The sequence below is a fragment of the Campylobacter sp. CNRCH_2014_2849 genome, from assembly GCF_025772845.1.
In the GTDB taxonomy this organism is placed as follows: Bacteria; Campylobacterota; Campylobacteria; order Campylobacterales; family Campylobacteraceae; genus Campylobacter_D; species Campylobacter_D lari_D.
The window spans coordinates 77,898-103,502 of record NZ_JAKMSW010000003.1; the positions used below are offsets into that span (position 1 = coordinate 77,898).

Here is a 25,605-nt window from a genome sequence, read left to right on the forward strand (position 1 = left end):
TTAGTCCTTTAAGGTGTTTAAGATTAAAGTAGAAACTTCCTCTACATCAGCTTTGCTCATAGTAGTTGCACTTGGAAGACAAATTCCATTACTAAAGAAAAACTCACTATTACCATTTAAGTAAGCATCGCAGCCTTTGTAAAGTTCTTGCAAATGCATTGGCTTCCAAAGTGGACGACTTTCGATTTTATTATCTTTTAAAACTTGTATGATTTTTAAAATTTTATCTTGAATTTGAACATTTTTATTTTCACATATACAATGTTTTTCATAAGTATTAAGTTTATTTAAATCAAAATCAAGTAAAGCAGTGCTTAACCAGCGATTTGACTTGGTATTTTCAAGCTCATCTAAAAAAGTAAAAGTTCCACTTAAAAATTCTTTATACCAGCTATAAATTTCACGCTTTTTACTCACTCTTTCTTCTAAAACTTCCATTTGAGCAGTGCCGATTGCACCTAAGATATTGCTCATTCTATAATTATAGCCATATTCTTTATGCTCATAATGAAGGCAGTTTTCTCTAGCTTGGGTACTATAAAATCTTGCTTTTTCAAGATTAGCATGATTTTCACTCACAAGCATGCCACCACCACCTGTTGTGATGATTTTATTACCATTAAAAGAATATACTCCAAAATCCCCAAAAGTACCTAAGGCTTTATTTTTGTAAAAACTTCCCAAAGCTTCAGCAGCATCTTCGATTAAAAAAATCTCATTTTCTTTACAAATTTGGACAATCTCATCCATTTTGGAAGCATTACCATAAAGGTGTGTTAAAATGAGAGCTTTTGGCTTTTTAGGACTTTCTTTGATAGCTTTTTTTAATAAATTTACATCTAAATTATAAGTTTCATCACAATCAATAAATACAGGCGTAGCATTCATGTAAGAAATAGGCGCTACTGAAGCAATAAAGGTAAAACTTGAAGCTAGAACTATATCGCCTTCTTTGATGCCCAAAACTCTTAAAGCTAAATGAATAGCTGCAGTGGCTGCATTTAGAGCAAGTGCGTTAGAACTTTTTGTATAATCTTTAATACTTTGTTCTAAGGCATTAACAAACTCACCCAAAGGTGCTATATAATTACTTTCAAAAGCTTTGTGTATGTATTCTAATTCTTTTCCACTCATATGTGGTGCTGATAGAAAAAATCTCATTTTACCTCCTTTATTTTCTTGGCAGGAACTCCAGCATAAATGCCTTTAGAAGTTAAGTTTTTAACTACAACTGCTCCCGCGCCTAAAGTTATATCATCATTTAAACTTATACAAGGAATAACACTTGAATTAACTCCTAAAAAACAACGCTTTCCTATTTTTACATTTCCTGTTAGTTTAGCTCCAACACTAATATGGCTAAACTCATCTACAAAACACTCATGCTCAATCACACAAGCAGTATTTAAAATCACACCTTTTGCAATACTAGCTTTAGCATTAACTACGACATTTGGCATGATTAAAATACCCTCATCATCTAAAAAAGCACTTGGGCTAATAATAGCACTTTTGTGTATCAAATTAACTAATCTAAATCCATCATCTTTTGCTTTTTTGAAAAGTTTTTCTCTAATAGAGTTTGCGCCAATAGCAATAAACATATCGTGTTTTTCTAAGTCGGAGTGATATTTTAAGCCTTTATTATCATCCAAAAAGATGATTTTTTCATATCCTAAATTTCTAGCTACATCAGCACAGACTAAACCATGCCCACTAGAACCATATATATAAATACTTTTAGTTGTGTCCATTGAATTTATCCGTTGTAGCTACTCCTTCTTTATTAACCCCGCTTCTTTTTAAAACTTTAATAATGGTCATAAAAAAGATTTTAAGATCAAATAAAAAAGAGCAATTTTGCACATATTCTACATCATATTTAAATTTTTGCTCCCAAGAAATAGCATTGCGTCCATTAATCTGTGCCCAACCTGTAATGCCTGGTCTTACATCGTGGCGTTTTTTTTGCTCTTGATTGTATAAGGGTAAGTATTCTACAAGTAAAGGTCTTGGGCCTATGAAGCTCATATCGCCTTTTAATACATTAAAAAGTTGTGGTAATTCATCTAAACTCAAGCTTCTAACTAGCTTACCAAAAGGCTTTAAGCGTAATTCATCGGGAAGTAATTCTCCATTTTCATCGGTTTCATCACTCATAGTTTTAAATTTATAAATATAAAAAATTTTTTCATTTAATCCTGGTCTTGCTTGTTTAAAAAGCACACTTCCTTGAACGATTTTTAAAACAATACCTATAAGCACTATAAAGGGTAAAAAAATAATCAATAAAATCAAAGCCAAAAAAAAGTCAAAAACACGCTTTAAACCATTTTTATACATTTATAAAACCCCTATAAAAGTCAAGATATTTCAAAACTATGATATTTTCATCATAATTTTGTGCTCTAAGAAAAGCATTTTGCGCTAAAGTATTTTTTAGTTTTTCATCTTCTAGTAAAACTGCTATTTTTTCAGCTAAATCCTTGCTATCTTTGCTTTTACAAATTAAACCGTCTATGGCATTATTCACTGCTTCAATGCAACCCTCAGCATCACTTACCACGCATGCTTTTTTACAAGCTTGTGCTTCTAAAACCGTTCTTGGATAGCCTTCTTTATAACTTGGTAAAACAAAAATATCGCATAAATTTAATAAATGTGCAATATCACTTCTTGTGCCAAGATAAAAAACATCATTTGAGTTTAAAAATTCTAATGGTGCACAAGATTTATTATCATCTCTTCCACCCACTAAAACAAAATTTGCCTTATCTTTTAAAATTTGGCTTGCTTCATAAAATTCTTTAATTCCTTTATGCCAAAGTGCTCTTGAAATCATTAAAACGATAGGTTTATCAGGCATATTGTGTTCTTTTAAAAAAGCTTGTTTTTCTTCTGTGCTAATTTTTAAAGGTAAAAATTGTTTTAAATTTAGCCCTACGGATTTGATGATTTTGATTTTTTCTTCTTTTAAGCCTAAATTTTTCATAAATAAAGCATTGCTTTCATTGACAAAAATAAAACCATTTGCAAGTTTAAAAGAAATTTTATAAAGTAAATTAATGCTTATTCTTACTAATTTGCTTTTAAAATCATCATCTATGTAAAAACTTCCTAAGCCTTCAACCAAACCAAAAGTGTATTTAATGCCCGCCATTTTAGCTGCTATAATACCTGTTGTATTGCTTTTGTGAGCGCTTGTTTGTAAAAGATCTAAATTTAAACTTTTGAGTGTATTTTTTAAACTAAGTAGATTTTTAAAAACAATTAAAGGATTGACACTTGATCTAGCTAAATCATAAAAGCAAACCTTATAGCCTAGCTCTTGTAACTTAATAGCAAAATCATCTTTTGGAGTGATGATTATAACTTCATGATTATTTTTTTCTAAAGCTCTAATGAGTGCAAGACGAAAATAATACACACTCATTGCACTATGGGTTAAAATTCCTATTTTCATCTTTTTAGCCTATAAATTTTTGCTCTTGCATCATTAGTGACTTGCTCAAATAAATCTTGATCGTATTGATTTAATAAAAACATTTGTATGTAGGCACTATTATAAAGATTTTCATCTAAAATCACAAAGCTTTTATATTCTCTTAAAAAGAGTAAATAAATTTGAGCTTTTGAATCAATTTCATTGTAATAAAATTTGCCATTAGTGATGGATTCTATATCTACAAAAGCTTTTAAAGGTATAGTTGTACCTTCTAGTTTTAAAGCTCTAAAATCATTAATAATTTCTACTCCATTATCAAGCATAACAGAACCTGTTGTTTTATCTTGAGCTATGGCATTAGCTTGAGAGAAAAATAAACTTTTTTCTTGTTCTCCATTGTCAGGATTTGTATTTGCAAATTGTGCTACCACAGGCATGATACGCAACATTCTATAAGGCATGTAAATATATACATCTCTTGTTTTATTGGTATCAAATTTAAAATTTTTATCATTTAAACTTTCTAAAAAATCTTTAGCACTTGTTTGGTTATAATCTTTTACCATAGCTTTTAAAACATCAGGATAATTTTCTTTGAAAGATTTTTCAGTGTATTCTACGCTAAGTCTTGCCATATTGGCTGCTAGAATTTGTTCTTTACTTAAGACAAAAGATGAGAAAAAATTATCTTTTCCTAGGTGTTTTCCACCATCGATTAAGGTTTTTACATCGCTATAATAGCGTATTGGATAACCATAATCCCACCAAGCAACGACATAATCTTCTCTTTGAGCTTTATTTTTTAAATCATTTAAAATACTAGCTTCATAAGAAGTAAAAACAGTAGAGGATTTATAATAATAAATATGCATTAGGGCAGGACTTATACTAAAAAATGCAATGAGTATGAGCAAGATGTTTTTATTTTTTAGATTAAGTTTGATTTGTTTTTTTTCTAAAAAATTAAAAAAAGCATATAAAAAATACCCAAAACCCAAAGCCATCACAGGAACTGCATAAATGGTAAATCTAAGTCCAGCTCTTAAAGCCATAAAACCTAGTGCAAGCATAGGTAGAGCCAAAAGCATACTTTTGTGATCTTTGCAAAGTAAGATAAAACCTATAAAAGAAAGGATAAATACTAAAACACTAGAGCTAATTCTTTGCATAAATACTTCAGGATCGATAGTATTTACTTCCATAATAGTTTCATTAACATTAAAATACATAAAGGCAGCATCTTTTAAATTTTGCACATCAGAAGCTTTGAAAACATAAAATTTAAGTTGATATAAAACAGGATCTAAGCCACCGCTTAAATGTAATATCAAAATGCTAATAAAAATCAAAGCCCAAACCATATAAAAATTAATTTTTTCTTCTTTAAAGGCAAAAATAGCAAATAACAATACAATCAAAGCAAGTTTATATTGCCATGCTAGTATACTTAAAGCTATGATCATTAAAGCAATAGCTAGATAAAAAATCTTTTCTTTTCTATGAAATACTAAAGTATAAAGACCAAAAAGTCCTATCATAGCAAAATTTAAAGAATAACTTGATGGATACCACCACAAATAAATCATGATGAAAACCGGACTTAAAAGTAGGGTAAAAATGTCTTTATTAATAGTTAAGCGTATAAAGGTAAGCAAAATAAGCATTGGCAAAACTAACACTAGCATATCAGTATCATAATACCCGCTCATAGTGCGGTTATAATAACTATTTGCAATGCTTCCAAGTAAGGCTGCTATAAAGCCATAGGTAGTGAGTTTATACTCTCTTGCGATTAATATAATAGGCACAACAATCAAAGAAGCAAAAAAAGTACTCATATATAAAATAATACTTTCAAAGCTAAAAGGCAAAATACTATAAAGCCAATAAGTTAAAGTAGAAAGTGAGCTTCCAAAATAAGATAAGTCATTAGGTTGATGAAAACCTGCTATCATATCCCTTGCACCTTCTGCAAAAGCATAGCCATCATTAGTAGTAATCATAAGTTGATCATTAAAGAAAAACTCATAAAACTCACTTGCCCAAGCCACCCAGTATAACCTACACAAAACACTAAAAGCAAAGGCTATAAGGATTAAAATACAGGTATATTTTATAGAATTATTATCAGTGAAATTTTGTTGCAGTTTCATTTTATGCCTTGTTGAAAAATTCAAATAATTGCTTTGCTATGCTAATTTTATCAAATTCTTTTGCACGCAAAAAAGCCTTTTGTCTATATGAAGCTTTTAATGCTTCATCATTGCACATTTTTTCTAAGCCTTCTTGCATGGCTTTTTCATCATCTACTTTTACTAAAAGTCCAAACTCATCATCTAAAAATAGCTCCCTTGCCCCACTTTTATGATCAGTGCAAAGTACGGCAGTATTACAAGCTAGGCATTCGATTAAAACATTGGAAAAACCTTCAAAACTTGAAGCAAAAGCAAAAAAGTCACATTTGCTCATGTATTTATAAGGATTTTTATCAAAACCTAGTAAAAAGACTTTATCTTTTAAATTTAAAGTTTCTATTAAAGCTAAAAGCTCATCTTTTAAAATGCCCTCGCCTAAAATGACTAATTTTAAATCAGTTTTAACTTTTGCATAAGCTCTTATAAGCATAGCATGATTTTTACCATGATCAAGCCTTCCAACACTTAATATAAAAGGATCTTTAAAGTCTATTTTTTCTTTAGATTTTTCTATGATGTTTTCTAAGTCTATGGCATTGTATAAAATATCGCATTTTTTAGCCTCTATATTGAAATTTTGTATTAAATCTTCTTTGTTTCCTATAGAATTTGCTAAGATTAAATCTGCTTTGTTATAAAGTTTTTTAATAAGAAATTTATTGATAAAAGAATTTAGATTATTATGTTTATAAATTACACTTGGAGTGGTGCATTCATTGATAATAAGGGTTGATTTAAGTCCTAGGGATTTTGCCATTAACGCAATATAATTAGGTCTATTTAATAATACAAATTGCAAATTGATTTTTAAATCTTCACAAAGCTTTTTGTATTTCATAGCTAGCAAGGGTAGTTTTAAAAATTTAGCTAAATTACTTTCGCTTGGATTTGATTTTTCAAGGTAGTGGATATTAACTTCAGGAATATCATATGATATTTTGTCATTCATTAAAATTAAATGTATTTCATATTTTAAATTTAACACAGGTAATAGTGTAGATACAACCCTTTCAGCGCCACCACTTCCTAAAGAATAAATAAAAATTGCTAGTTTTTTCATTTTAAACCCTTACTTCTTTGATCAAATCAAGCCATTTTTGTGCTACATTGGCCACTTCATAATCTTTACATCGTTGCTGTGCATTAAGTGCTAGTGTTTTTCTTAAATTTTCATCTTGCATTAAAAGTGCGAGTTTTTCGCTTAAAGCTTTTTCATCATCTAAATCTACTAAAAATCCATCTTTTCCATCATCAATTAAATCTTTATGACCGCTTGTGTATTTAGTGCTAATGCGCGCTACTTGATAATATAAACTTTCAAGCAAAACCGTTGGCAAGCCTTCTATGAAAGAGCAAAGGCAGATTATTTTTGCTTTTTTATAAAGATCTTGCATATTTTCAACTTTACCTAGAAAATTAACTTTGATATTTAAATTCTTGGCTTCTTGTTCTAAATCTTGTCTTAATTCTCCATCGCCTGCTATGAAAAAGTCGTATTGTTTTTGTAAATTTGTATCTAGCATTGCTATGGCTTTTAAAAACATAGAAGCATTTTTATTATGATCAAGTCTGCCTACGAAAATGACATTATTTTCTTTTTCTAAATTTTCTTTAATAGGGCTAAAATGACAAGGATTTGGCATATTGATAACTTTTTTAACAAAGTTTTCATAGTAATTTTTATCATCATTACTTAGCACGGTTAAAGCATTTGCATGAGGAAAACTTATACGGCGTAAAAATTTCCAAATTTTAGATTTTAAATAAGTATAAGAGCTATGCTCGCTAATGATTAAAGGTGTATTAGAACCTTTATTTGACCAAATACAAGCAATATTAGTTGTATCTAAAAATGAGATAAAAACATCACTTTTATGGTCTTTAAGTGCTTGTTTTAAGGCTTTGAATTTTTTAATGCGTGAGGCTATTTTATTATAAAGAGTGGAAAAGTCAAACTGCTCTAGGGTAAAAAGTTTGATTTTTGGATCAAGCTTGTAAAAAGAGTCTTCTTTGTGAAATTTAATAATATTTATTTCATGATTTTTACAAAGCTCATTAGCTAAAGTGACCAATACTCTTTCAGCACCACCTGAATTTAAAGTAGCTATGATGAAAGTGATTTTCATGCTTGTTCCTTTAAATGCCCATGATTTACTTCAAATACTCTATCACAACCTTGTATAGTTGAGAGCCTATGAGCTATAATGATGAGAGTTTTGTCTTTTGAAATTTTATAGATTTCTTCCATGATTTTTGCTTCACTTTCTTGATCAAGAGCGCTAGTTGCTTCATCTAAAACTAAAATTTCAGGCTGTTGGTAAAGTGCTCTTGCTATGGCTATTCTTTGTCTTTGACCCCCACTTAAAAACGAACCTGAATCACCCACCTTAGTATGCACTCCATCTTCAAGTGAATTTACAAAGCTTTCAAGATTAGCTTGTTTGATTACCTTATGCAAAAGCGCTTCATCTACTTCTTCTCCAAAGCTAATATTTTTAGCAATAGAATCATTAAAAAGATAAATTTGTTGAGGTATGTAGCCAATTTTACTTCTAAAACTTTTTATATTGCTCTCATCAAGCTTAATTCCATCTACAAAAATAGCTCCATCGCTTGGTTTTAAAAGCCCTATGATAAGATCAACTAAAGTACTTTTACCACTTCCACTTTTACCTATAAAAGCGATTTTTTCATTTTTCTTAAGCTCAAAATTTAAATTTTTAAATAAATTTTTCTTACCCTTATAAGCAAAGAAAAGATTTTTCAAAACGATTTTTTCTTTAAATTCAATACTTTCATCGCCTAGTTTTTCTTCTTTTTCATTGAGCATATTATAAATAATATCTAAAGAGTTTTTATAATATGTGATTTCATTATAACTTGTGATGATACGATTAGCACTTGGCATAAGCCTATAAAGAGCCACCACAAAAATAGTAATGGTTGCTAAGATAGATGAAATATCACTTTCATATCTTAAAACTAAATACACCACGATAAAACAAAGCATACAAAAACCTATACCTTCAAGGTAAATTCTAGGAATGCTTGACATGCTTTCATTGCTAATGTTTGCTTTGGCAAAAAGCCCACTTTGAATTTCATAAAGCTTTTGTGTGCTTTGTTCTTTGGTTTTGAGTTTGATGATTTTAAGGTTGTTTAAATTTGCATTTAAAATTTCAAAATAATTTTTCATCGCCTCTTCTCTAGCTATGGAAGCTTTTTTTACCAAGGGTGAGAGGATTTTAATCAAAATAAAAGCATTTAAAAGTAAAAAAGCACTTAAAGCTAGGGTGATTTTATAGTTGATAATTAGCAATAAAGTATAAAGTAAAAACACCACAAAGCTTTCACTTAGCATAAGTAAAAAAGCACTAATTAAAGTGCTTAAATGAAATACTTCTTGAGTGATGGTTTTTAAAAGTTCTGATTGATTTTTATTAGTAAAATTCTCATATTCAAGGTGTAAGTATTTATCAAAAATACGACAAGCAAGGCTGTGGTAACGCCCTTTAGAAAAACGCGCAAGTAAATGAAAATAAAAGGCATTTAAAAAGGCTCTAAAAATATAAAAGGCGATTAATATACAGCCAAAATAAGCAATAATCTTATAACTTGGTAAATTTAAATACTCATATACAGGTTGAAAATAGGAGCTTTTTTCTAAAAGCTCAAAATTACTCGCCACTGATACAAAAGGCATGATCAAAGAAATAGCAAAGCTTTCTATGAATCCTATAAAAATAGAAAAAATTAGCAAAGCAAATAAAAATTTCTTATCATGGGCATTGAGTATGAAAAAAAGTTTTTTTAACACTGTTTTTCCCACTCATAAGCACTTTTACAGATTAATTCTAAATCATCATATTTTGGTTTCCAATTGGTTAGAGTTTTGATTTTATCAGCATTTGAAATAAGCACAGAAGGATCCCCAGCTCTTTTTGGTGCAAGTTCTACTGTGAAATCTACTCCACTTACTTTTTTCATAGTTTCAATAACTTCTTTTACGCTAAAACCGTGTCCATATCCTACATTGAAAATATTACTTTCATTGTTTTCTAGGTATTCTAAAGCAGCTAAATGTGCACTTGAAATATCATCAACATGGATAAAATCTCTAATACAAGTACCATCTTTAGTATTATAATCATCACCAAAAATATAAAGTTTTTCTCTTTTTCCTGTGGCTACTTCAGCAGCAACCTTGATAAGTAAAGTAGCTTTTGGATAGCGTTGACCTATAGGATAACTCATGCAAGCACCTGCTACATTGAAGTATCTTAAAATGCAATATTTAAATTCAGGATTAGCCATATTAGCATCTTGTAAGACTTTTTCGCTCATTAGTTTGCTTTGTCCATAAGGATTAATCGGTACTAATGGACTTTGCTCATCTACGATAGGAGTTTGTGGCTCTCCATAAGTAGCTGCAGTTGAAGAAAAAATGAATTTTTTCACACCTGTTTCTAAACAAGTTTGGATTAAGTTGCTTGTGTTTGCGGTATTATTCATATAATATTTTAAAGGATTTTCCATACTTTCAGGAACTTCGATACTAGCTGCAAAATGCACAATTGCATCAAATTTTTCCTCTTTGAAAAGTTTTTTAATCCCAGCATAATCACTTAAATCTTGCTCAAAAAACTTAAAAGGTCTGATTTTAGAAAGTTCATCCAAACTTTTTTTGCTACCTTTTGAAAGATTATCTAATACACAAATTTCATGATTTGTTTCTAAAAATTGTTTTAAAGTATGAGAGCCTATGTATCCTGCGCCACCGGTGATTAAAATTTTCATTTTTATCCTTTTTGTGATATTTAATAATAGTTATTTTAATATACTTTTCTTAATTAATTTAAAACTTGCTCTTTTCTTTTTCTATGGCCTCTAAAAATGGCTTTTGATAGCTTTTATCGCTATGTTTTTGCAAAAGTTCTTCTTTGAAATTTTCTAAAATATTAAGATAATCTTCTTGGGTTAAATTACCTTTAATGAGTTCGTATTTTAAAAATAGCATATAGGTGTTTAACACATCACTTTCGCAGTATTCGTGAATTTTTTCTAATTTGTTTTGATAAAAAAGTTCTAATACTTCATTTCCATGCACATCATATTTTCCAGGAAGTCCTGCCATAGCACAAAGCGTGTCAAGTCTTAAGCCTTTTTGACCAAAACTTCCTAAAGATTCTAATAAATCACAATGTTTATTTTCTACAAATTTGCTTTTGTAGTTATTCCATTTATCGCTTGCGTCCAAATAAGCACTTGCGTTGATATTGTATTTTAATGCTCTTATAACAAGCAAAGGCATGTCATAGCTTTTACCATTAAAACTTACAAGGCGGGGTTGGTGTTTGTCTATGAAGTTAAAAAATTCTTCTAGCATTTGTTTTTCATTTTCGCCTTTGATTTTATTGACTTTGATGAAATTTCCAAATTTATCTGCAATCACTGCACAAATGCTTACAACTTTATGAAAAGGCAGGGGTAAAAATTCACTTCCGCTTTCTTCTTTTTGTCTTTCTAAAGCTTGCTTGCTAATGCTTAAATCATCGCCATTAAAATCATAAAGATGTTTTATCAATTCTACATCAGGAATGCTCTCACAATCAAAAACGCAAATATATTCTTGCATGATAAACCTTTTTTTAAAAAAATCTTTGTTAAAATCATAACAGAAAATTTAAAAATAAAGTAGCATATGAAAATAGGTTTGGTTAAATTATCCGCACTTGGAGATATCATCCATGCAGTAATTGTTTTACAATTTATTAAAAAGCATTATCCTAAGGCGAGTATTGATTGGTTTGTAGATGTAAGATTTGCAGGATTATTGCAAGATCATCCAATGATCAATGAAGTATATGCCCTGCCTTTAAAAGATAGAAAATTCAAAGAAGTTTTTGCTATGCTTTTTGAAGCTAGGCAAAATAAATATGATGTTGTGATTGATTTGCAAGGTTTGATTAAATCTGCTTCAGTGAGTAAATTTTTATGTGCTAATACCTTTGGTTTTGATCAAGAAAGCATAAAAGAGAGCTTTGCGAGCAATTTTTATACGCATAAATTTGCGTGTAATTATGAAGAAAATATTATCGTGCGTAATCTTTCTTTGGTAGCTTATGTATTAAATGAGCATTTTGATCATAGCGATATAGAGTTAAAACAAAGTTGTTTTAGCGTAGATGATGAGTTAAAAGAAAGCTTAGAACAAAGGCTTTCTTTAAGTGAAAGTGCGCCAAATATACTCATACATGTAGGCTCATCTATGCCTAATAAAATTTACCCAAAAGAGCGTTTGATACTACTTTGTAGAATGCTTTTGGAGTATTTTACTAGTGCAAAAATCATGCTTGGTTGGGGTAATGTTAATGAGTTTAATTTTGCTAAAGATATAGTTTTAAATTTAAAGCATTTGAAAATAGAACTTGCGCCAAAATTAAGCTTAAGTGAGCTTTGTGCTTTAACTAAAGCAAGCGATTTGATTATCGGAAATGATAGTGGGCCTACTCATTTAGCCTTTGCATTAAATAAGCCTTCTATAACGATTTTTGGTGCTACTCCTAGTCAAAGAAATGCTTATGAAACAAATATCAACAAAACAATCAATGCAGGTAAAAAAATACTGCATTCAAAGCATATAGATAAGAGTGATTTTTGCATACAAAATATCGATGAAAAAGATATTTTTAAACTTGCTTGTGAGCTTTTAGAAAAATGATAAATTATGTATATCTAAGCCTTTTTTATATATTAAAAGCCCTTGTGAAGATTTTACCTTCAAAGCTTTTAAACTCTTTTGCAAATTTGATTGCTTTGATCACTTATAGGCTTAATCACAAACACCGCAAAATCATTGACATAAACTTAAAAATTTGCTTTCCTGAAAAAGATCAAAAATGGCGTGATGAAACTAGTCTTAATATCTATAAAAATTTTGCTAAATTTGGGATTGATTTTATCAAAAATCAAAATGCAAGCAAAGAAGAAATTATCGATAAAATTTGCTTTGATGATGAGGAGCAAATTTTAAATATAATGCAAAGTAAAAGACCCTTGATTGTAACTACGGCTCATTATGGTAACTGGGAGCTTTTGGCTTTGTCTTTTGGGGCTAAATTTCAAGGAATTTCCATAGTTGGAAGAGCACTTGATAGTATGATAATGGATAAAATTTTAAGTAAAAATCGCACGCAGTTTAATATAGAGCTTATAGAAAAAAAGGGCGGGCTTAGAAAAATGCTAAAAGCCTTAAAAGAAGGTAGATCGCTTGGAATTTTAACCGATCAAGATGCAGTGGATAGTGAAAGTGTAAAAATACAATATTTTAACCAAGAAGTAAATTTCATAGCAGGTGCAAGTGTGCTTGCTAAAAAAACAAATGCTATGATTTTACCTTGTTTTGTGTATCAAAAAGATGAGAAATTTTTTGTAAAAACTTTTAAGGCTTTAGATGCAAGCAAGGCAAGTATAGAAGAGCTTACTAAGTATCAAGCAAAGTGTTGTGAAGAGATGATTAAATTTAAACCTGATGAGTATTTTTTCTTTCATAAGAGATTTAAAAGATACAATCATGAATTATATTTATAGGATATAAAATGGATTTAAAGCAAATTAGTGTGATAATGATTGTTAAAAATGCTCAAAAAACTTTAAAAGCTTGCTTGGAATCTTTGCAAGAATTTGGCGAGATAGTTTTGATAGAAAATGATAGCAATGATGATACTTTAAAAATTGCTTATGAGTTTAGTAAAAGTTATAAAAATATCAAGATTTATCAGCATAAATTTATAGGTTTTGGACCTTTGAAAAATTTAGCCATAAGTTATGCTAGTAATGATTGGATTTTTAATATTGACGCAGATGAGCTTACTAAGAAAGAATTTTTACAAGAATTAGGGCAAATTGAGCCTAATAAAGAAGATATCATAGCTTTACCAAGAGAAAATTTATATAATGGAGAGTGGATTAAAGCTTGTGGGTGGTGGCCTGATCATGTAATGCGGGTGTTTAATAAAACTCATACCAATTTTAATGAAAATTTGGTGCATGAGAGTTTGATTTTACATGAAGATAGCAAAAAAATTAAGTTGCAAAATGGTTTGAGGCATTTTGCGTTTGATGATATCGATAGTTTGCTAGATAAGCTTCAAAAATACTCCAAGCTTTGGGCTTTGCAAAATTTACATAAAGAAAGTAGCATTTGCAAGGCATTGTTAAGAGGAATTTGGACTTTTTTTAGAAATTATGTTTTGAAAAAAGGGATTTTTTATGGCTATAAAGGCTTTATCATAAGTACTTGCAATGGTCTTGGGGCCTTTTTTAAATATATGAAATTGTATGAGTTAAAAAAACAAAAGCCAAAAACTTGTGCTTTAATCATCACAACCTATAATCAAAAAGAAAGGCTTGCTTTGGTGCTTGATAGCGTTAAAAACTTAGAGCCTTTACCAGATGAGGTTTTAATAGCTGATGATGGAAGCAAAGAAGATACGGCTAAACTTATACAAGCTTATCAGAAAGATTTTCCTTGTAAATTAGAGCATATTTGGCAAGAAGATGAGGGATTTAGACTAAGTGAGATTAGAAACAAAGCTATTAAAGCTTCTAAAAGCGAATATATAATCGTTATAGATGGAGATATGGTTTTAGAAAAAAGTTTTGTAGCTGATCATTTGAAATTTGCACAAAAAAAAGTATTTTTGCAAGGTTCTAGGGTGATTTTAAATGAAAAAGAAAGCAAAGAACTTTTAAGCAAAAATGATTTTAGTTTGGCTTTTAATAAAAAGGGTTTTAAAAATCAAAGAAATATTTTTTTAGCTAAATGTATATATAAATTTTCAAAACTAGCTAAGAAATTTTTTAAAAAATCACAACTTATTAAAGGTATAAGAGGCTGCAATATGAGCTTTTATAAAAGTGATTTTGAAGCCATTGAGGGATTTAATGAAAAATTTATAGGCTGGGGTAGGGAAGATAGCGAGTTTGTAGCTAGATTTTTATTTAATGAGGGAGTGTTTAAAAGGCTTAAATTTAATGCTCTGGCTTATCATATCTACCATGAAGAAAATAGCAAAAATATGCTTGAAATCAATCATCAAATTTATCTTGAAACTATAAAAAATAAAAAAGTGACTTGGAAATGAAAATTTTATTACTTATCGGGGATATCACTATAGGAGGTGGTGCCGAAAGGGTTGTTGTAAATTTAGCAAATGCACTTTTTGAGCTTGGGTATGATGTAAAAATTTTTAGTTTTTATAAACAAGGAGTTGATGTAGCTTATGAATTAAATAACAATATTAAAATAGATTACTTGCATAGTAAATCAAGAGCTGACGTAAAAAAAGAAAAATTATTTTATAAGTTATATTATAAGTATTATGAGAGTTTTTTGTTAAAACGAAGATATAAAGATGTTGATGTGATGATTTTTAATAATTGTCCTCATTTTCCTTTCTTTAAAAATAAAAATACAAAATATATTAATTTTATTCATATGAGTCTAAAAAAATATAGAAGAAAAAATAATTATTTTGATGCTTTAGTGGTATTATCAGTCAAACAAATTAATCAGTGGAGAAAATATCATAAGAATGTTTGGGTTATACCAAATTTTTTATACTCTAAAACTTCATTGGAAGGGAAATTACATATTAAAAATATTTTAAGTGTTGGAAGAATGGCTTTAGAGGATCAGAAAGGGTTTTTAAGACTTATTGAAATTTGGAAGCTTGTGCAAAAAAATGTAAAATACAAAGAATGGACTTTAACTATAGTCGGAGAAGGTGAGTTAAAGAATACTATAGAAGATAAAATAAAAAAATATAAACTTGAAAACTCAGTTATATTGAGGCCTTTTACAAAAGATATAGAAAAAGAATATTTACATTCAAGTATTTATGCAATGAGTAGCTTGTATGAAGGTTTTCCTATGGTTTTGGTTGAAGTTAGTTCCTATGGAGTCCCTTTGATTTCTTTTGATATTAATACAGGTCCTAGTGATATTATAGAAAATAGTAAAAGCGGATATTTAATCGAGGATGGTAATTTGCAAGAATTTGCAAATAAGCTTTGTTTGCTTATGGATGATGAAAATTTAAGAAAACAAATGGGGCAAAGTGCAAAAGAAAATATTTCTCATAACTTCTCTAAAGAAAAAGTTATGCAAAAATGGCAAGAGTTATTAAACTCTTGATTTGTCTGCGTATTTTTTAAAATTTTTGAGCATTTTGATAGCTTTTAAAAAAACACTAAAGGTGTTTTTTTGATTTTTTCTTGCATATAAAATGCTTTCTCCAAGCATGCAGCAAAGTCCAAAAATATCATCGTTGATATTTTGTAATTTTTCTAAAAAATACTCATCTTGCTTAGTGTTATGTATTAAAGATGATATTTTTGCAAAATTAAAACTTTTTATAGCTTTTAAAAGCTCAAATCCCAAAGCACTATAAAGCAAATGATCTTTAATGTTTGCTTTTTGTTCGAGCAATTCTTCATTAAAAATAGGTGTTTTTTCTGCTATTTGCCACCAATAATCATTTATATTTTTACCTTGCAAATCTGTGTATGATTTTAAAAATTTCCAAGGTTTTTCTCCATAATGTAAAATTTTAGGTGTTTTTGCGCTTTTGGTAAATTCATCTCTTGTGTAGTTAAGTCTATTTGCTTGTTCATCTTTGCATATAGCATAAAAAAGAGTAATGATGTTGAAATTATATGAAAAATCAAGTTTTAGTTGATATTGTGGTTTTATGGTGGCGTTAAGTAAATCTTGATCTGCGGCTTTTATGTAGTAGCATTTGCTAGCTAAATCCTCACATTTTTGTTCTATATTGTGTTTTTTCCATTCTTTTAGATTGATAAGTAAAAAACCTGAGTTAAAATAATTTTCATCAAAACGCAAAGTGTGTTTTTGGTTATTTTCTTTAAATTTTATTTTTGTACGTTTGGAGCCAGGATCGCCTACAACACCGGCTATTTTTCCTTCTAAATTAATAGTAAAAATTTCTCTTATATCACACAAACATAGCATATCAGAATCTAAATATAAGCAAGTGTTTATCTCATCATCTAATATAGAATTTAATTTTAATCTATAATAAGGAAGTTTTGAGCTATGAGCAGCTCCACTGATAGGATAATGTTTAAAGTCTTCATCGTTTTGAATATGAATTTGTATTTTGCATGGGAAAGTTAAATTAAGTTCTTGTTCTAATTTTTGAAGTTTATTTTTAGTATGATTGCTAATAGAATTACTTAAAATATGAAAATAATATATTTCGTTTTCTTGATAAAATTTATTTTTATCTGTATTTTTAATAATACTTGTAATCAAAACAGCTGTGTATTTAATATAATTTTCATCTGCACTAAAAACAATGTGATACATTTGCTTCCTTTAGGATATTTTTAGCATTTTTTATTTGGATATTTTTTTTAATTTTAATTTTTTTTCTTTGTATTTTAAGGAAAATTTTTTCAAAAAAATTTTTATTTGTGTATTTATATGTTAAATCTATTTTATGGATGTTTAGATCGTATATAGCGATTTTAAAAATCAGTGAATGAAGTTTATTTGTTTGATTTTGAGTAAGATTTGAAATTTTTTCTGAAACAAAAGATAAGTCATGGATATAAGATTTAATTTTATTAAGATCTTTTTTTTCCCTAGTTGATGAATTTTCATTTGAAATATTATAATTATATAAATATTGTTTTGTGATACCAATTGCATTTATAAATTTTAGGCTATGTAAAACCAATAAAAAATCTTCAGCCATAGTATTTTTTTCATTTGGTTGAAGACTAATTGTATTAAAAGCTTTAAGATATAACTCTTTTTTCAATATTTTATTGAAAATATTCCAACTAAATTTAGGATACCTTGAAAATAAAAAATAGCAAAAATTTTCATTATTATAAAATGCACTTTCAAAAAAATTCCATTCTTTTTTATAATCATCGCATTCGTAATAATTGAAACATATTAAATCAACTTTTTGTTTATCTAAAATTTTAACACATTCTTCACAAGCATTAAGCTCTAAATAATCATCAGGATCTAAAAACATAATATAAGGTGAAGCTGCTACTTTAACACCTTCATATCTTGCTCTTAAAAGTTTCAAATTCTCTTCATTATGTATGATTTTTATCCTATCATCTTTACTAGCATATTCTTTAGCTATATCTACACTTTTATCGCTTCCACAATCATCTACTATAATGATTTCTATATCTTTAAAAGTTTGGTTAATGCAACTTTCTAATGCTCTAGCAATATATTTTTCTACATTATAAGTTGGTAGTATGATAGAAATTTGACTCATGTTCTATCCTGAAAAATTTTTTTAGGATGACGAATAATCATTTTGAATTTCAGGTATTTTTTATAAATTTCAATATTTTTTTTAAAAAAAATAATTTCTTTTTTGATTTTTAGAGGATCTTTAGCTATTTGCATATTAAAATAATACATACAATAATCTTTGATGCTTTTTTTAAAAAAATCATTTTTAATATCAATATTAAAAATATATAATTGTTTCGCTATTTTAACAAGACAATAAATTCTAAAATATTCTCTAAGCTCTTTATAATCACTAAAATGCTCTTTTAGTGGCTCTAGATATTTAGGTAATTTTTGCGGTATTAAAGTATTTTGGATATTTGTTATGGAGCCTTTTCTAATTCTATATATCATTAAGGTTGTATTGATATAAAAAACTTTTTTCGCCAAGCAAAACAATATAGTTCCAAAATCATGATCTTCATGATAAATTCCATGTGTGAAACGAAGATTATATTGATTTAAAATTTTAGCTTTAAAAGTTCCTTGCCAAGCAAAATAAAACTGAAAAAAGTTATTTTCTTGCAATAGTTCTATACCGGTATTAAAAAATATTTTTTTACTTTTTTGCATTAGGTCTGTTGGTGGTTTTTTTAAAAAACAAGAATTTTTTTCATGATATTCTTCAAACCCGTGCGCACAAATATCCAAATCTTTTTCAATCATTTCTTTCACGCAAAGCTCTATACAATCATTTAAAAAATAATCATCTGAATCTAAAAAGTGAATTATAGAATTTGGTAGCTCTTGCACTAATAAATCATTTATATTTTCTATATTTGTTTTTATGTATCTTTTTTGAATTTGTATAAAATTTGATTTTATAGTTTCTTTGCTGATTATTTTTGTATTTTTGTCAAAGGTATGAGTTAAGGCAAAAGAGATTATATCTTGTTCTTTATCATCTTCAAAAAAGCTTCTAAGTTTAGTTCCTTTTATAAATTCTAATCCCATATTTCTTGCCGAACTCAATCCTCCATTTTCCTTAGAGATTAAAAATATTCTTTCATCTTTATTGAGATATTCTAAAGCTATATCTAAGCTTCCATCATCACTTCCATCATCTACTAAAACAATATCTAAATGTTTATAGCTTTGATTGACAACGCTATCTAGACATTCTTTTAAATAAGGTACCACATTGTATATTGGTATGATGATGGAAAGTGTTGTTTTCATTGATAAAACTTTTTATTAAAGATAAATTTTAGATATTTTTTTAAGAGTATAATTCTTTTTCTATTTATTTTTAAGGGTAATTTGAAGCATACTAAGTAGGTTAGATAATTTTTTTTATATAGTTGTATTTTTCTTTCGTTTTGTCCAAATTTGATATTCTGTATTAGAATAGTAAGGAAAATACATAAAAGAGTGTCGAGCTTATTGTTTTTTAGATAATTGTTCATTATTTTTATGATTTGTGTTTCTTGTTTTATATAGTTTTGAATTCTTTCTTTATTATTTGTTAGCATGGAACCTGTGCTGTTTTGATAATAATAATATATATTAAGAGAGCTTGTTTGGATGTTTTTACAATGTTGTATGATAAAAAAATACATTAAAGCATCTTCTGCCATGGTTAATTTTGTTTTAATATATTCTAAAAGAGTCATTGCTTTTGTGTAGATTTCTTTTTTTATTATTTTTGAGCAAAGAGTCCAATAGCATAAACCGTCGTGTGATATTACATATCGACAGTATTCATTAATAGAAAAAATATTATCTTGTAAGATTTTATTTTTTACTACAGTGTTATTGGAACGATATAAAAAATCAAACCATATTAAATCTATTTTACCATTTTTGTTTAAAATTTTAATACATTCTTCACAAGCATTAAGCTCTAAATAATCATCAGGATCTAAAAACATTATATAGGGTGAGCTTGAATTTAATACACCTATATTTCTACTAGCAAAAGTTCCTAAATTCTCTTCATTGTGTATGATTTTTATCCTATCATCTTTACTAGCATATTCTTTAGCTATATCTATACTTTTATCATTGCCAAGGTCATCTACCACAATGATTTCTATATCTTTAAAAGTTTGTTTAATACAACTTTCTAATGCTCTAGCAATATATTTTTCTACATTATAAGTTGGTAGTATGATGGAAATTTGACTCATGTTCTATCCTGAAAAATTTTTTTAGGATGATGAAAGTAAAATTTTAAATTATGGCATATTTTTTTTAGGAATAATTGAACTTTAAAGAAAAAAGAAAAATCTTCTTTTATTTTTTCTTCTTCAGAGTTATAATTAAATAATTTATAATCGTAGTGATAAAGCTTGTAGACAATTTTATAAGTTGTCTTGTTGTAATATGATAAATAATGTCGATGGCTACTTGGATTGGATATTGTTAATGTTCTTTTTATGTTTAATTTTGATAAAACAAATTGAAAATCATTGTGAATATTTTCTACTTTTCCTATAAAATCGACCAATATATTTTTTTGATTATCGCAAAGAAAACAATATTGAGGGATAAAATGAATCCAATTAAAAATTTTATTTCTAATTTTTATATTTTCTAGATCTAAAACAAACTGCTCAAATGAGCTGTATTTTCGCATATGTTCTTGTGACCATTGCAAATCTTCTATGTTACCACCTCCTTTTTTAAGATAGAAAAAAGCAGAAACAAGTCTATCATGTGGATTTCTTACAAATCCAAATGAAAAAATATTTTTAAATTCTTTGGGATCACTTTGTATGTAATCTTGAGCTTTAATGTGTCCACTAAGCCATTTATCTGTTTGAAAAATAGCTTTTTCTATGCTTGTTCCTGCTGTTTTTGGTATATGTATAAAAATGCATTTTTGTTTTCTTTGAAAGTCTTTTATTAGATTATTATCCAAAAATCTCCTTTTATTTTTTAAAGATTTTTATATTAACTTAAAAAACAAATAAAATTTATTTATGTATTTTATTAATTATGTTTGTAATTTTGCCATAAAATTTCTTTATTTTTGTTTTCATATCAATATTTTTAATTTTCTCAAACCTAAGCTCGTATGTATTAAGCTTTAAATAATCACAGAATCTAAAAAAATGAATAATATCATCAGGTAAATCTTGAATGATAAAATCATTAATGTTTTTTAACTTTGTTTGGACTATATTTTTACTAAGTTTGGTAAAGTTTTTTTATTCTTTTACGAGCTCTTTTATACTATTTTAAAATTATTTGATTTTTCATAACTGATATATTTTCTTCGTTTTCAAAAAAATCTCTTAATTTAGTTCCTTTTATAAATTCTAATCCCATATTTCTTGCAGAACTTAATCCCCAATTTTCTTTGGAGATTAAAAATATTCTTTCATCTTTATTCAAATATTCCAAAGACATATCCAAGCTTCCATCATCTGCTAAAATAATATCTAGATCTTTATAAGTTTGATTTATTACGCTATCTAAACATTCTCTTAAATAAGGTGCTGCATTATATATTGGGATGATAATTGTAATTAAAGGATTATTCATATATACTTTCTTTTTATTTTATTATGTATAAGGAAACATTAAAAAATATGAAATTTAGAAAAATATTTATAAATTTATTGCTTATATTTATACCAATAAAATCTATAAGAAAAAAGATAAGATATAATTTAAACAATAAAACCATATCTTTACAAAAAACTGATTTTAAGTTACCCAAAAATATTTTAAATAAAATAAAAACATACAATAATAAGTATTTTTATAAAATTAATAAAACCATTAATGGGGGGGGGGCATAATGGTTATTTTGACTTTGATCCAAACTCAAAAGATACAAAATCTTCTTTAAATCCTTGGGCTTTTATAAGAGTCAAAAATGAAGCTATTACTTTAAGAGCTTCATTAGAAAGTATATTGCCTGCAATACAAAGAGGCGTTATAGGATATAATGATTGTACTGATGGAAGTGAAGAAATTATTTTGGAATTTTGTAAACAATACCCTTCTTTTATACCAGTAAAATACCCTTATGAAGTACAAATTGAAAATCCTCAAAGTGAAGAAAATAAACTTTATAGTTATTATAATTATGTTGCAAGTTTTATTCCTCAAGGAGAATGGCTTGTAAAAATAGATGTAGATCATATTTATGATGCTAAAAAATTATATAAAAGTTTTTATATACCCAAAAAAGATAACGATGTGGTTAGTATAGCAAGAATGAATTTTGCTATTTGTGAAAATAAAGTTTATATAGTACCTAATTATTATATAGATGTTGCCGATCATTGGCTTGTTAAAAATATACAATTGCAGTGGGAAGAAGTGCTTATTTTAGGAGATAGTTTCGAATGGAAGGAAATTCCACAAAAAGAAAAATGCAAATATCAATCTTTATCATCTTATGAAATATTAAGACTTAAAAAACATATTATATATCATACAGAATTAACCAATTGGCATTTTCCATTTGTAAAGCAGCATAGGAAATTAAAAATTCGAAATGATTGGATATTGTTAAGTGATTTTAAAGATCAATTTTCTTACCTTATAAATTCAAGGATTGATGAGAAATTGTTAAATAAAGATAGAATTATAAATACATATAATAATTTTGCTTTAGAATGATTGTTTTTATTATTTGGTAGAAATCTAATAATTATCACTTGCAAGTTGCACATTTAAAAGCAAAGAATTTTTTATTTATAAATAATTTTTAAAGTTGAAAAATAAAATCTTATAATTTCTCTTATAATTTTAGATGGTATGCTAAGTTTCTTTTTTCTTTGTGTTATAGTAGTTTCTACATGATTTAAGTCAAGCAAAAATGGTTTGTATATAATGTTTTGTATTTTATTATAATAATACATATCCATATAATCATCTACAGGCTTAAACCAATATCTCGCTTTTTCAATAAACTTTTTTGCAGCATTTGGGTGTATAAAATATCCTTGCGTGCCACCAATATTTTCGTAACTTATATAAAAATTATTATTTAAATGGTGTATTTTTTTATCAAAAAGGTAATAAAATCTTATGTATTTATAGTTACTATTTAGTAATTTTTCAATGACATTTGAGTTGTTTAAAAACTCATCGCTAAAGATGACATCATCTTCTAAAATGATGATGGGGTTATTAAGTTCTTGACATTTTTTCCATAAACTATAATGAGATGCAAAGCATGATTTTTCACTATCGCTAAGTTCACGCCCAAGTGCAAATTGACACCACCATGGGAAGTGACTTTTAAACTGCAAATGCTCATTTTTAGAACCATCGATGGCTTTAAAAAATTCAAATTCTAGTTGATTTTTTAAATTTGGATTACACGCGAAGAGTTTTTGAATTTGTTCTTGCATAAAATTTTTTCTATCTTTTGAGCGTTCTAGATTGATGATAAAAACTTTTATTTTTTTCAAACTCTACTCTCTAACCCTAAAATTTCTTTTTCTAAAACTTCTAATATTTTTCCATTAAAATGCTTATATGAAAAAACACTAGCTAATTTTTTAATGCATTTTAAACTTTGCTTTTTATGTTGGTAATTTTGCCATAAAATTTCTTTATTTTTGTTTTCATATCTACCATTTTCATTAAATTCATAGCGGTATATGCATTCTTGCGATACAAAAAAGCTCTCGCTTGGCATAAAATTTATATAGTTAAAAAGCACATCTTCTCCATAACAAAGTTTTTCTTTAAAATCAACATGCTCAAAACTTTTTAAAATCAAATTTTTTCTATATACTTTCGCCCAAACACTCCAACAAAAATGCTTTTGTTTAAGTAAAAATTCCAAAAATTCATCTTTTTTAAAAAGTTCATCTTGTTTAAATCTATAAAATTTCTTAAATTTCACCCTATGTACATATGCATCAAACACTACCATATCTACATTTTTGATTTTTTCAAGCCCAACTTCACAAGCATTAAGCTCTAAATAATCATCAGGATCTAAAAACATTATATAGGGTGAGCTTGAATTTAATACACCTATATTTCTACTAGCAAAAGTTCCTAAATTCTCTTCATTATGTATGATTTTTATCCTATCATCTTTACTAGCATATTCTTTAGCTATATCTATACTTTTATCATTGCCAAGGTCATCTACCACAATGATTTCTATATCTTTAAAAGTTTGTTTAATACAACTTTCTAATGCTCTAGCAATATATTTTTCTACATTATAAGTTGGTAGTATGATGGAAATTTGACTCATTTTAGCTCTTTATTTTTTTGATATAATTATAGCTTTTATTTTTAAGGAAAATTATGAATATTTTTATCAACCTTCCTACTTGGCTTGGCGATGCGGTGATGGCTAGTGCGGCTATTTATGCTATGAAAGAAAAATACCCTCAAGCTAAATTTACTTTTTATGGTTCTTTTGTAAGCACAGAGCTTTTTAAACGCTTTGAAAATGCTCAAATTTTAGTAGAAAATAAAAAGCAAAGATATAAGCAAATTTTAAAAGCTAGAAAAAACCTTGGTAAATTTGATCTAGCTTTTTCGTTTCGCTCGGCATTTTCAAGCAAGATCATTTTAAATCTAATCAAAGCAAAAAAAAGATTTTATTTTGATAAAAATATTCTAAAAGAAGAACACCAAGTCTTAAAATACTTAAATTTCATAGAAAAAGCCTTAAATTTTAAAGCCACTTCAAATGCTTTAAAACTCCCTATAAAAGCAAAATCAACTCAAAAAATCTTAGGTATAAACCCGGGTGCACATTTTGGAAGTGCCAAAAGATGGGAAGCGAGCTATTTTGCAAGGGTAGCAAAAGAATTTAGCTCAACTCATCAAATTTTAATCTTTGGAGTAGAAAGTGAGAGAGAAATTTGTGATGAAATTGAGTATTTTCTTCTAAAAGAAGGTATCAAATCAAAAAATCTTTGTGGTAAAACTAGTATTTATACTTTATGTAAAAATATTTCTATGCTTGATTTGCTCATCACAAACGACAGTGGTCCTATGCATATAGGTGCAGTTTATGAGGTGAAAACGGTGGCTATTTTTGGCTCGACTAAATTTAGTCAAACCTCGCCTTGGCAAGAAAATGCTAAAATAGCACATTTAAATTTAGCTTGTATGCCTTGTATGCAAAAGGTCTGCCCTTTAAAACATCATAAATGTATGAAAGATTTAAAGCCTGATGTGGTAATAAATTTAGCAAAAACATTTTTTTAGCATATTTTTCTTTGTGATTTGGGTTTAAACCTCTTGCAAAAGCTTGATAAATGTGTTAAACTTAACAATCATTTTTAATCAAGGAGCTTTTTATGACTAAAGCAGATTTTATTTCTCAAGTTGCTCAAACTGCTGGGCTAACTAAAAAAGATGCAACTGCAGCTACTGATGCAGTAATCGCTACTATTACTGATGTATTAGCTAAAGGTGATAGCATTAGCTTTATCGGTTTTGGTACATTTTCTGTGGCTGAAAGAGCTGCTAGAGAAGCTAGAGTACCAAGCACTGGTGCTACTATCAAAGTACCTGCTACTAAAGTTGCTAAATTTAAAGTAGGTAAAAACCTTAAAGACGCAGTTGCTGCTGCTAAAACTGCTAAAAAAGCTAAAAAATAATTCTTTGCGCAAAAGTTAAAAAACTTTTGCGTTTTTCTTCATAGTTAAGTATTAATTTTCTTTTGATATTGT

At 27.8% G+C, this 25,605-nt stretch carries 24 protein-coding genes and 1 pseudogene; 7 read left to right on the top strand and 18 right to left on the bottom strand.

The features are described 5' to 3' along the window. From pglE to L8X33_RS02965, 10 genes are read right to left on the bottom strand one after another with little or no spacing between them, the layout of a single operon-like run. Complete coding sequence (gene pglE / locus L8X33_RS02920; RefSeq protein ID WP_133319738.1) at positions 1-1,161, bottom strand: UDP-N-acetylbacillosamine transaminase; 1,161 nt, start codon at positions 1,159-1,161, stop codon at positions 1-3. Next, complete coding sequence (gene pglD / locus L8X33_RS02925) at positions 1,158-1,754, bottom strand: UDP-N-acetylbacillosamine N-acetyltransferase (RefSeq protein WP_263667219.1); 597 nt, start codon at positions 1,752-1,754, stop codon at positions 1,158-1,160. The genes pglE and pglD overlap by 4 nt, the downstream gene beginning before the upstream one ends. After that, positions 1,741-2,343, bottom strand: a complete 603-nt coding sequence (pglC, locus tag L8X33_RS02930) for an undecaprenyl phosphate N,N'-diacetylbacillosamine 1-phosphate transferase (RefSeq protein WP_039626890.1) — start codon at positions 2,341-2,343, stop codon at positions 1,741-1,743. The genes pglD and pglC overlap by 14 nt, the downstream gene beginning before the upstream one ends. Further along, positions 2,336-3,463, bottom strand: coding sequence for a N,N'-diacetylbacillosaminyl-diphospho-undecaprenol alpha-1,3-N-acetylgalactosaminyltransferase (gene pglA / locus L8X33_RS02935; protein ID WP_263669903.1), 1,128 nt, complete (start codon positions 3,461-3,463; stop codon positions 2,336-2,338). The genes pglC and pglA overlap by 8 nt, the downstream gene beginning before the upstream one ends. Then, positions 3,460-5,598 (bottom strand): STT3 domain-containing protein, encoded by a 2,139-nt coding sequence (locus L8X33_RS02940; RefSeq protein WP_263669904.1) that lies wholly within the window; start codon positions 5,596-5,598, stop codon positions 3,460-3,462. Before L8X33_RS02940 ends, pglA begins: the two co-directional genes overlap by 4 nt. A gap of 1 nt (position 5,599) precedes the next feature. Beyond that, positions 5,600-6,700 (bottom strand): glycosyltransferase, encoded by a 1,101-nt coding sequence (locus L8X33_RS02945; RefSeq protein ID WP_263669905.1) that lies wholly within the window; start codon positions 6,698-6,700, stop codon positions 5,600-5,602. Between the two features lies 1 nt (position 6,701). Continuing rightward, positions 6,702-7,766: a glycosyltransferase gene (locus L8X33_RS02950; RefSeq protein ID WP_263669906.1), complete on the bottom strand. Its 1,065-nt coding sequence runs from the start codon at positions 7,764-7,766 to the stop codon at positions 6,702-6,704. Continuing rightward, positions 7,763-9,457: an ABC transporter ATP-binding protein gene (locus tag L8X33_RS02955; protein ID WP_263669907.1), complete on the bottom strand. Its 1,695-nt coding sequence runs from the start codon at positions 9,455-9,457 to the stop codon at positions 7,763-7,765. Before L8X33_RS02955 ends, L8X33_RS02950 begins: the two co-directional genes overlap by 4 nt. Then, entirely contained in the window at positions 9,451-10,437 is a 987-nt protein-coding gene (gene galE / locus L8X33_RS02960) for a UDP-glucose 4-epimerase GalE (protein WP_263662612.1), read from the bottom strand. Before galE ends, L8X33_RS02955 begins: the two co-directional genes overlap by 7 nt. A 58-nt stretch (positions 10,438-10,495) precedes the next feature. After that, positions 10,496-11,275: a 3'-5' exonuclease gene (locus L8X33_RS02965; RefSeq protein ID WP_263662614.1), complete on the bottom strand. Its 780-nt coding sequence runs from the start codon at positions 11,273-11,275 to the stop codon at positions 10,496-10,498. A 66-nt stretch (positions 11,276-11,341) separates the two neighbouring features. Between L8X33_RS02965 and waaC the strand changes: the two genes are divergently transcribed. The 4 genes from waaC to L8X33_RS02985 are packed head-to-tail and all read left to right on the top strand — an operon-like array spanning position 11,342 to position 15,838. Next, entirely contained in the window at positions 11,342-12,361 is a 1,020-nt protein-coding gene (gene waaC, locus L8X33_RS02970; RefSeq protein WP_263669908.1) for a lipopolysaccharide heptosyltransferase I, read from the top strand. After that, positions 12,358-13,230, top strand: coding sequence for a lipid A biosynthesis lauroyl acyltransferase (locus tag L8X33_RS02975; RefSeq protein ID WP_263669909.1), 873 nt, complete (start codon positions 12,358-12,360; stop codon positions 13,228-13,230). Before waaC ends, L8X33_RS02975 begins: the two co-directional genes overlap by 4 nt. An 8-nt stretch (positions 13,231-13,238) precedes the next feature. After that, a complete protein-coding gene (locus L8X33_RS02980) occupies positions 13,239-14,786 on the top strand; it encodes a glycosyltransferase family 2 protein (RefSeq protein WP_263669910.1) in 1,548 nt (515 codons plus the stop codon). After that, positions 14,783-15,838, top strand: a complete 1,056-nt coding sequence (locus tag L8X33_RS02985) for a glycosyltransferase family 4 protein (protein ID WP_263660201.1) — start codon at positions 14,783-14,785, stop codon at positions 15,836-15,838. The genes L8X33_RS02980 and L8X33_RS02985 overlap by 4 nt, the downstream gene beginning before the upstream one ends. Here the strand turns inward: L8X33_RS02985 and L8X33_RS02990 are convergent. The 6 genes from L8X33_RS02990 to L8X33_RS03015 form a co-directional block, all read right to left on the bottom strand. Continuing rightward, the gene (locus L8X33_RS02990; protein ID WP_263669911.1) at positions 15,827-17,032 is read right to left on the bottom strand and encodes a glycosyltransferase family 8 protein; all 1,206 of its coding nucleotides are present in this window, start codon (positions 17,030-17,032) and stop codon (positions 15,827-15,829) included. The genes L8X33_RS02985 and L8X33_RS02990 overlap by 12 nt on opposite strands. Then, positions 17,013-17,972 (bottom strand): glycosyltransferase family 2 protein, encoded by a 960-nt coding sequence (locus L8X33_RS02995; RefSeq protein WP_263669912.1) that lies wholly within the window; start codon positions 17,970-17,972, stop codon positions 17,013-17,015. Before L8X33_RS02995 ends, L8X33_RS02990 begins: the two co-directional genes overlap by 20 nt. Next, positions 17,969-19,171, bottom strand: coding sequence for a glycosyltransferase family 2 protein (locus L8X33_RS03000; RefSeq protein ID WP_263669913.1), 1,203 nt, complete (start codon positions 19,169-19,171; stop codon positions 17,969-17,971). Before L8X33_RS03000 ends, L8X33_RS02995 begins: the two co-directional genes overlap by 4 nt. Beyond that, positions 19,168-20,121 carry a glycosyltransferase family 2 protein gene (locus L8X33_RS03005; protein ID WP_263666397.1) on the bottom strand — a complete coding sequence of 318 codons (954 nt, stop codon included), beginning with the start codon at positions 20,119-20,121 and terminating at the stop codon, positions 19,168-19,170. Before L8X33_RS03005 ends, L8X33_RS03000 begins: the two co-directional genes overlap by 4 nt. Then, on the bottom strand, positions 20,118-20,855 hold the full coding sequence (locus tag L8X33_RS03010) for a sulfotransferase family protein (RefSeq protein ID WP_263666398.1): 738 nt from the start codon (positions 20,853-20,855) through the stop codon (positions 20,118-20,120). The genes L8X33_RS03005 and L8X33_RS03010 overlap by 4 nt, the downstream gene beginning before the upstream one ends. A gap of 314 nt (positions 20,856-21,169) precedes the next feature. Beyond that, on the bottom strand, positions 21,170-21,481 hold the full coding sequence (locus L8X33_RS03015) for a glycosyltransferase family A protein (RefSeq protein WP_263666399.1): 312 nt from the start codon (positions 21,479-21,481) through the stop codon (positions 21,170-21,172). 47 nt (positions 21,482-21,528) lie between these two features. Between L8X33_RS03015 and L8X33_RS03025 the strand changes: the two are divergent. After that, a pseudogene (locus L8X33_RS03025) lies at positions 21,529-22,570 on the top strand (beta-1,4-N-acetylgalactosaminyltransferase). A gap of 71 nt (positions 22,571-22,641) precedes the next feature. Here L8X33_RS03025 and L8X33_RS03030 read toward each other — a convergent pair. Next, a complete protein-coding gene (locus L8X33_RS03030) occupies positions 22,642-23,358 on the bottom strand; it encodes a glycosyltransferase family 25 protein (protein WP_263669961.1) in 717 nt (238 codons plus the stop codon). 5 nt (positions 23,359-23,363) lie between these two features. After that, positions 23,364-24,170 carry a glycosyltransferase family 2 protein gene (locus L8X33_RS03035; RefSeq protein WP_263669916.1) on the bottom strand — a complete coding sequence of 269 codons (807 nt, stop codon included), beginning with the start codon at positions 24,168-24,170 and terminating at the stop codon, positions 23,364-23,366. A gap of 53 nt (positions 24,171-24,223) precedes the next feature. Between L8X33_RS03035 and waaF the strand changes: the two genes are divergently transcribed. Together waaF and L8X33_RS03045 are read left to right on the top strand one after the other, a co-directional pair. Beyond that, positions 24,224-25,138, top strand: coding sequence for a lipopolysaccharide heptosyltransferase II (waaF, locus tag L8X33_RS03040; protein ID WP_263669917.1), 915 nt, complete (start codon positions 24,224-24,226; stop codon positions 25,136-25,138). Between the two features lie 92 nt (positions 25,139-25,230). Then, entirely contained in the window at positions 25,231-25,533 is a 303-nt protein-coding gene (locus L8X33_RS03045; RefSeq protein ID WP_039619003.1) for an HU family DNA-binding protein, read from the top strand. The last annotated feature ends 72 nt before the right edge of the window (positions 25,534-25,605 follow it).

What these genes read in the sequence shown, in the direction of transcription:
- pglE (WP_133319738.1), bottom strand. Translation starts at nt 1,161, where the DNA reads ATGAGATTTTTTCTATCAGCACCACATATGAGTGGAAAAGAATTAGAA.
- pglD (WP_263667219.1), bottom strand. Translation starts at nt 1,754, where the DNA reads ATGGACACAACTAAAAGTATTTATATATATGGTTCTAGTGGGCATGGT.
- pglC (WP_039626890.1), bottom strand. Translation starts at nt 2,343, where the DNA reads ATGTATAAAAATGGTTTAAAGCGTGTTTTTGACTTTTTTTTGGCTTTG.
- pglA (WP_263669903.1), bottom strand. Translation starts at nt 3,463, where the DNA reads ATGAAAATAGGAATTTTAACCCATAGTGCAATGAGTGTGTATTATTTT.
- L8X33_RS02940 (WP_263669904.1), bottom strand. Translation starts at nt 5,598, where the DNA reads ATGAAACTGCAACAAAATTTCACTGATAATAATTCTATAAAATATACC.
- L8X33_RS02945 (WP_263669905.1), bottom strand. Translation starts at nt 6,700, where the DNA reads ATGAAAAAACTAGCAATTTTTATTTATTCTTTAGGAAGTGGTGGCGCT.
- L8X33_RS02950 (WP_263669906.1), bottom strand. Translation starts at nt 7,766, where the DNA reads ATGAAAATCACTTTCATCATAGCTACTTTAAATTCAGGTGGTGCTGAA.
- galE (WP_263662612.1), bottom strand. Translation starts at nt 10,437, where the DNA reads ATGAAAATTTTAATCACCGGTGGCGCAGGATACATAGGCTCTCATACT.
- L8X33_RS02965 (WP_263662614.1), bottom strand. Translation starts at nt 11,275, where the DNA reads ATGCAAGAATATATTTGCGTTTTTGATTGTGAGAGCATTCCTGATGTA.
- waaC (WP_263669908.1), top strand. Translation starts at nt 11,342, where the DNA reads ATGAAAATAGGTTTGGTTAAATTATCCGCACTTGGAGATATCATCCAT.
- L8X33_RS02975 (WP_263669909.1), top strand. Translation starts at nt 12,358, where the DNA reads ATGATAAATTATGTATATCTAAGCCTTTTTTATATATTAAAAGCCCTT.
- L8X33_RS02980 (WP_263669910.1), top strand. Translation starts at nt 13,239, where the DNA reads ATGGATTTAAAGCAAATTAGTGTGATAATGATTGTTAAAAATGCTCAA.
- L8X33_RS02985 (WP_263660201.1), top strand. Translation starts at nt 14,783, where the DNA reads ATGAAAATTTTATTACTTATCGGGGATATCACTATAGGAGGTGGTGCC.
- L8X33_RS02990 (WP_263669911.1), bottom strand. Translation starts at nt 17,032, where the DNA reads ATGTATCACATTGTTTTTAGTGCAGATGAAAATTATATTAAATACACA.
- L8X33_RS02995 (WP_263669912.1), bottom strand. Translation starts at nt 17,972, where the DNA reads ATGAGTCAAATTTCTATCATACTACCAACTTATAATGTAGAAAAATAT.
- L8X33_RS03000 (WP_263669913.1), bottom strand. Translation starts at nt 19,171, where the DNA reads ATGAAAACAACACTTTCCATCATCATACCAATATACAATGTGGTACCT.
- L8X33_RS03005 (WP_263666397.1), bottom strand. Translation starts at nt 20,121, where the DNA reads ATGAGTCAAATTTCCATCATACTACCAACTTATAATGTAGAAAAATAT.
- L8X33_RS03015 (WP_263666399.1), bottom strand. Translation starts at nt 21,481, where the DNA reads ATGAATAATCCTTTAATTACAATTATCATCCCAATATATAATGCAGCA.
- L8X33_RS03035 (WP_263669916.1), bottom strand. Translation starts at nt 24,170, where the DNA reads ATGAGTCAAATTTCCATCATACTACCAACTTATAATGTAGAAAAATAT.
- waaF (WP_263669917.1), top strand. Translation starts at nt 24,224, where the DNA reads ATGAATATTTTTATCAACCTTCCTACTTGGCTTGGCGATGCGGTGATG.
- L8X33_RS03045 (WP_039619003.1), top strand. Translation starts at nt 25,231, where the DNA reads ATGACTAAAGCAGATTTTATTTCTCAAGTTGCTCAAACTGCTGGGCTA.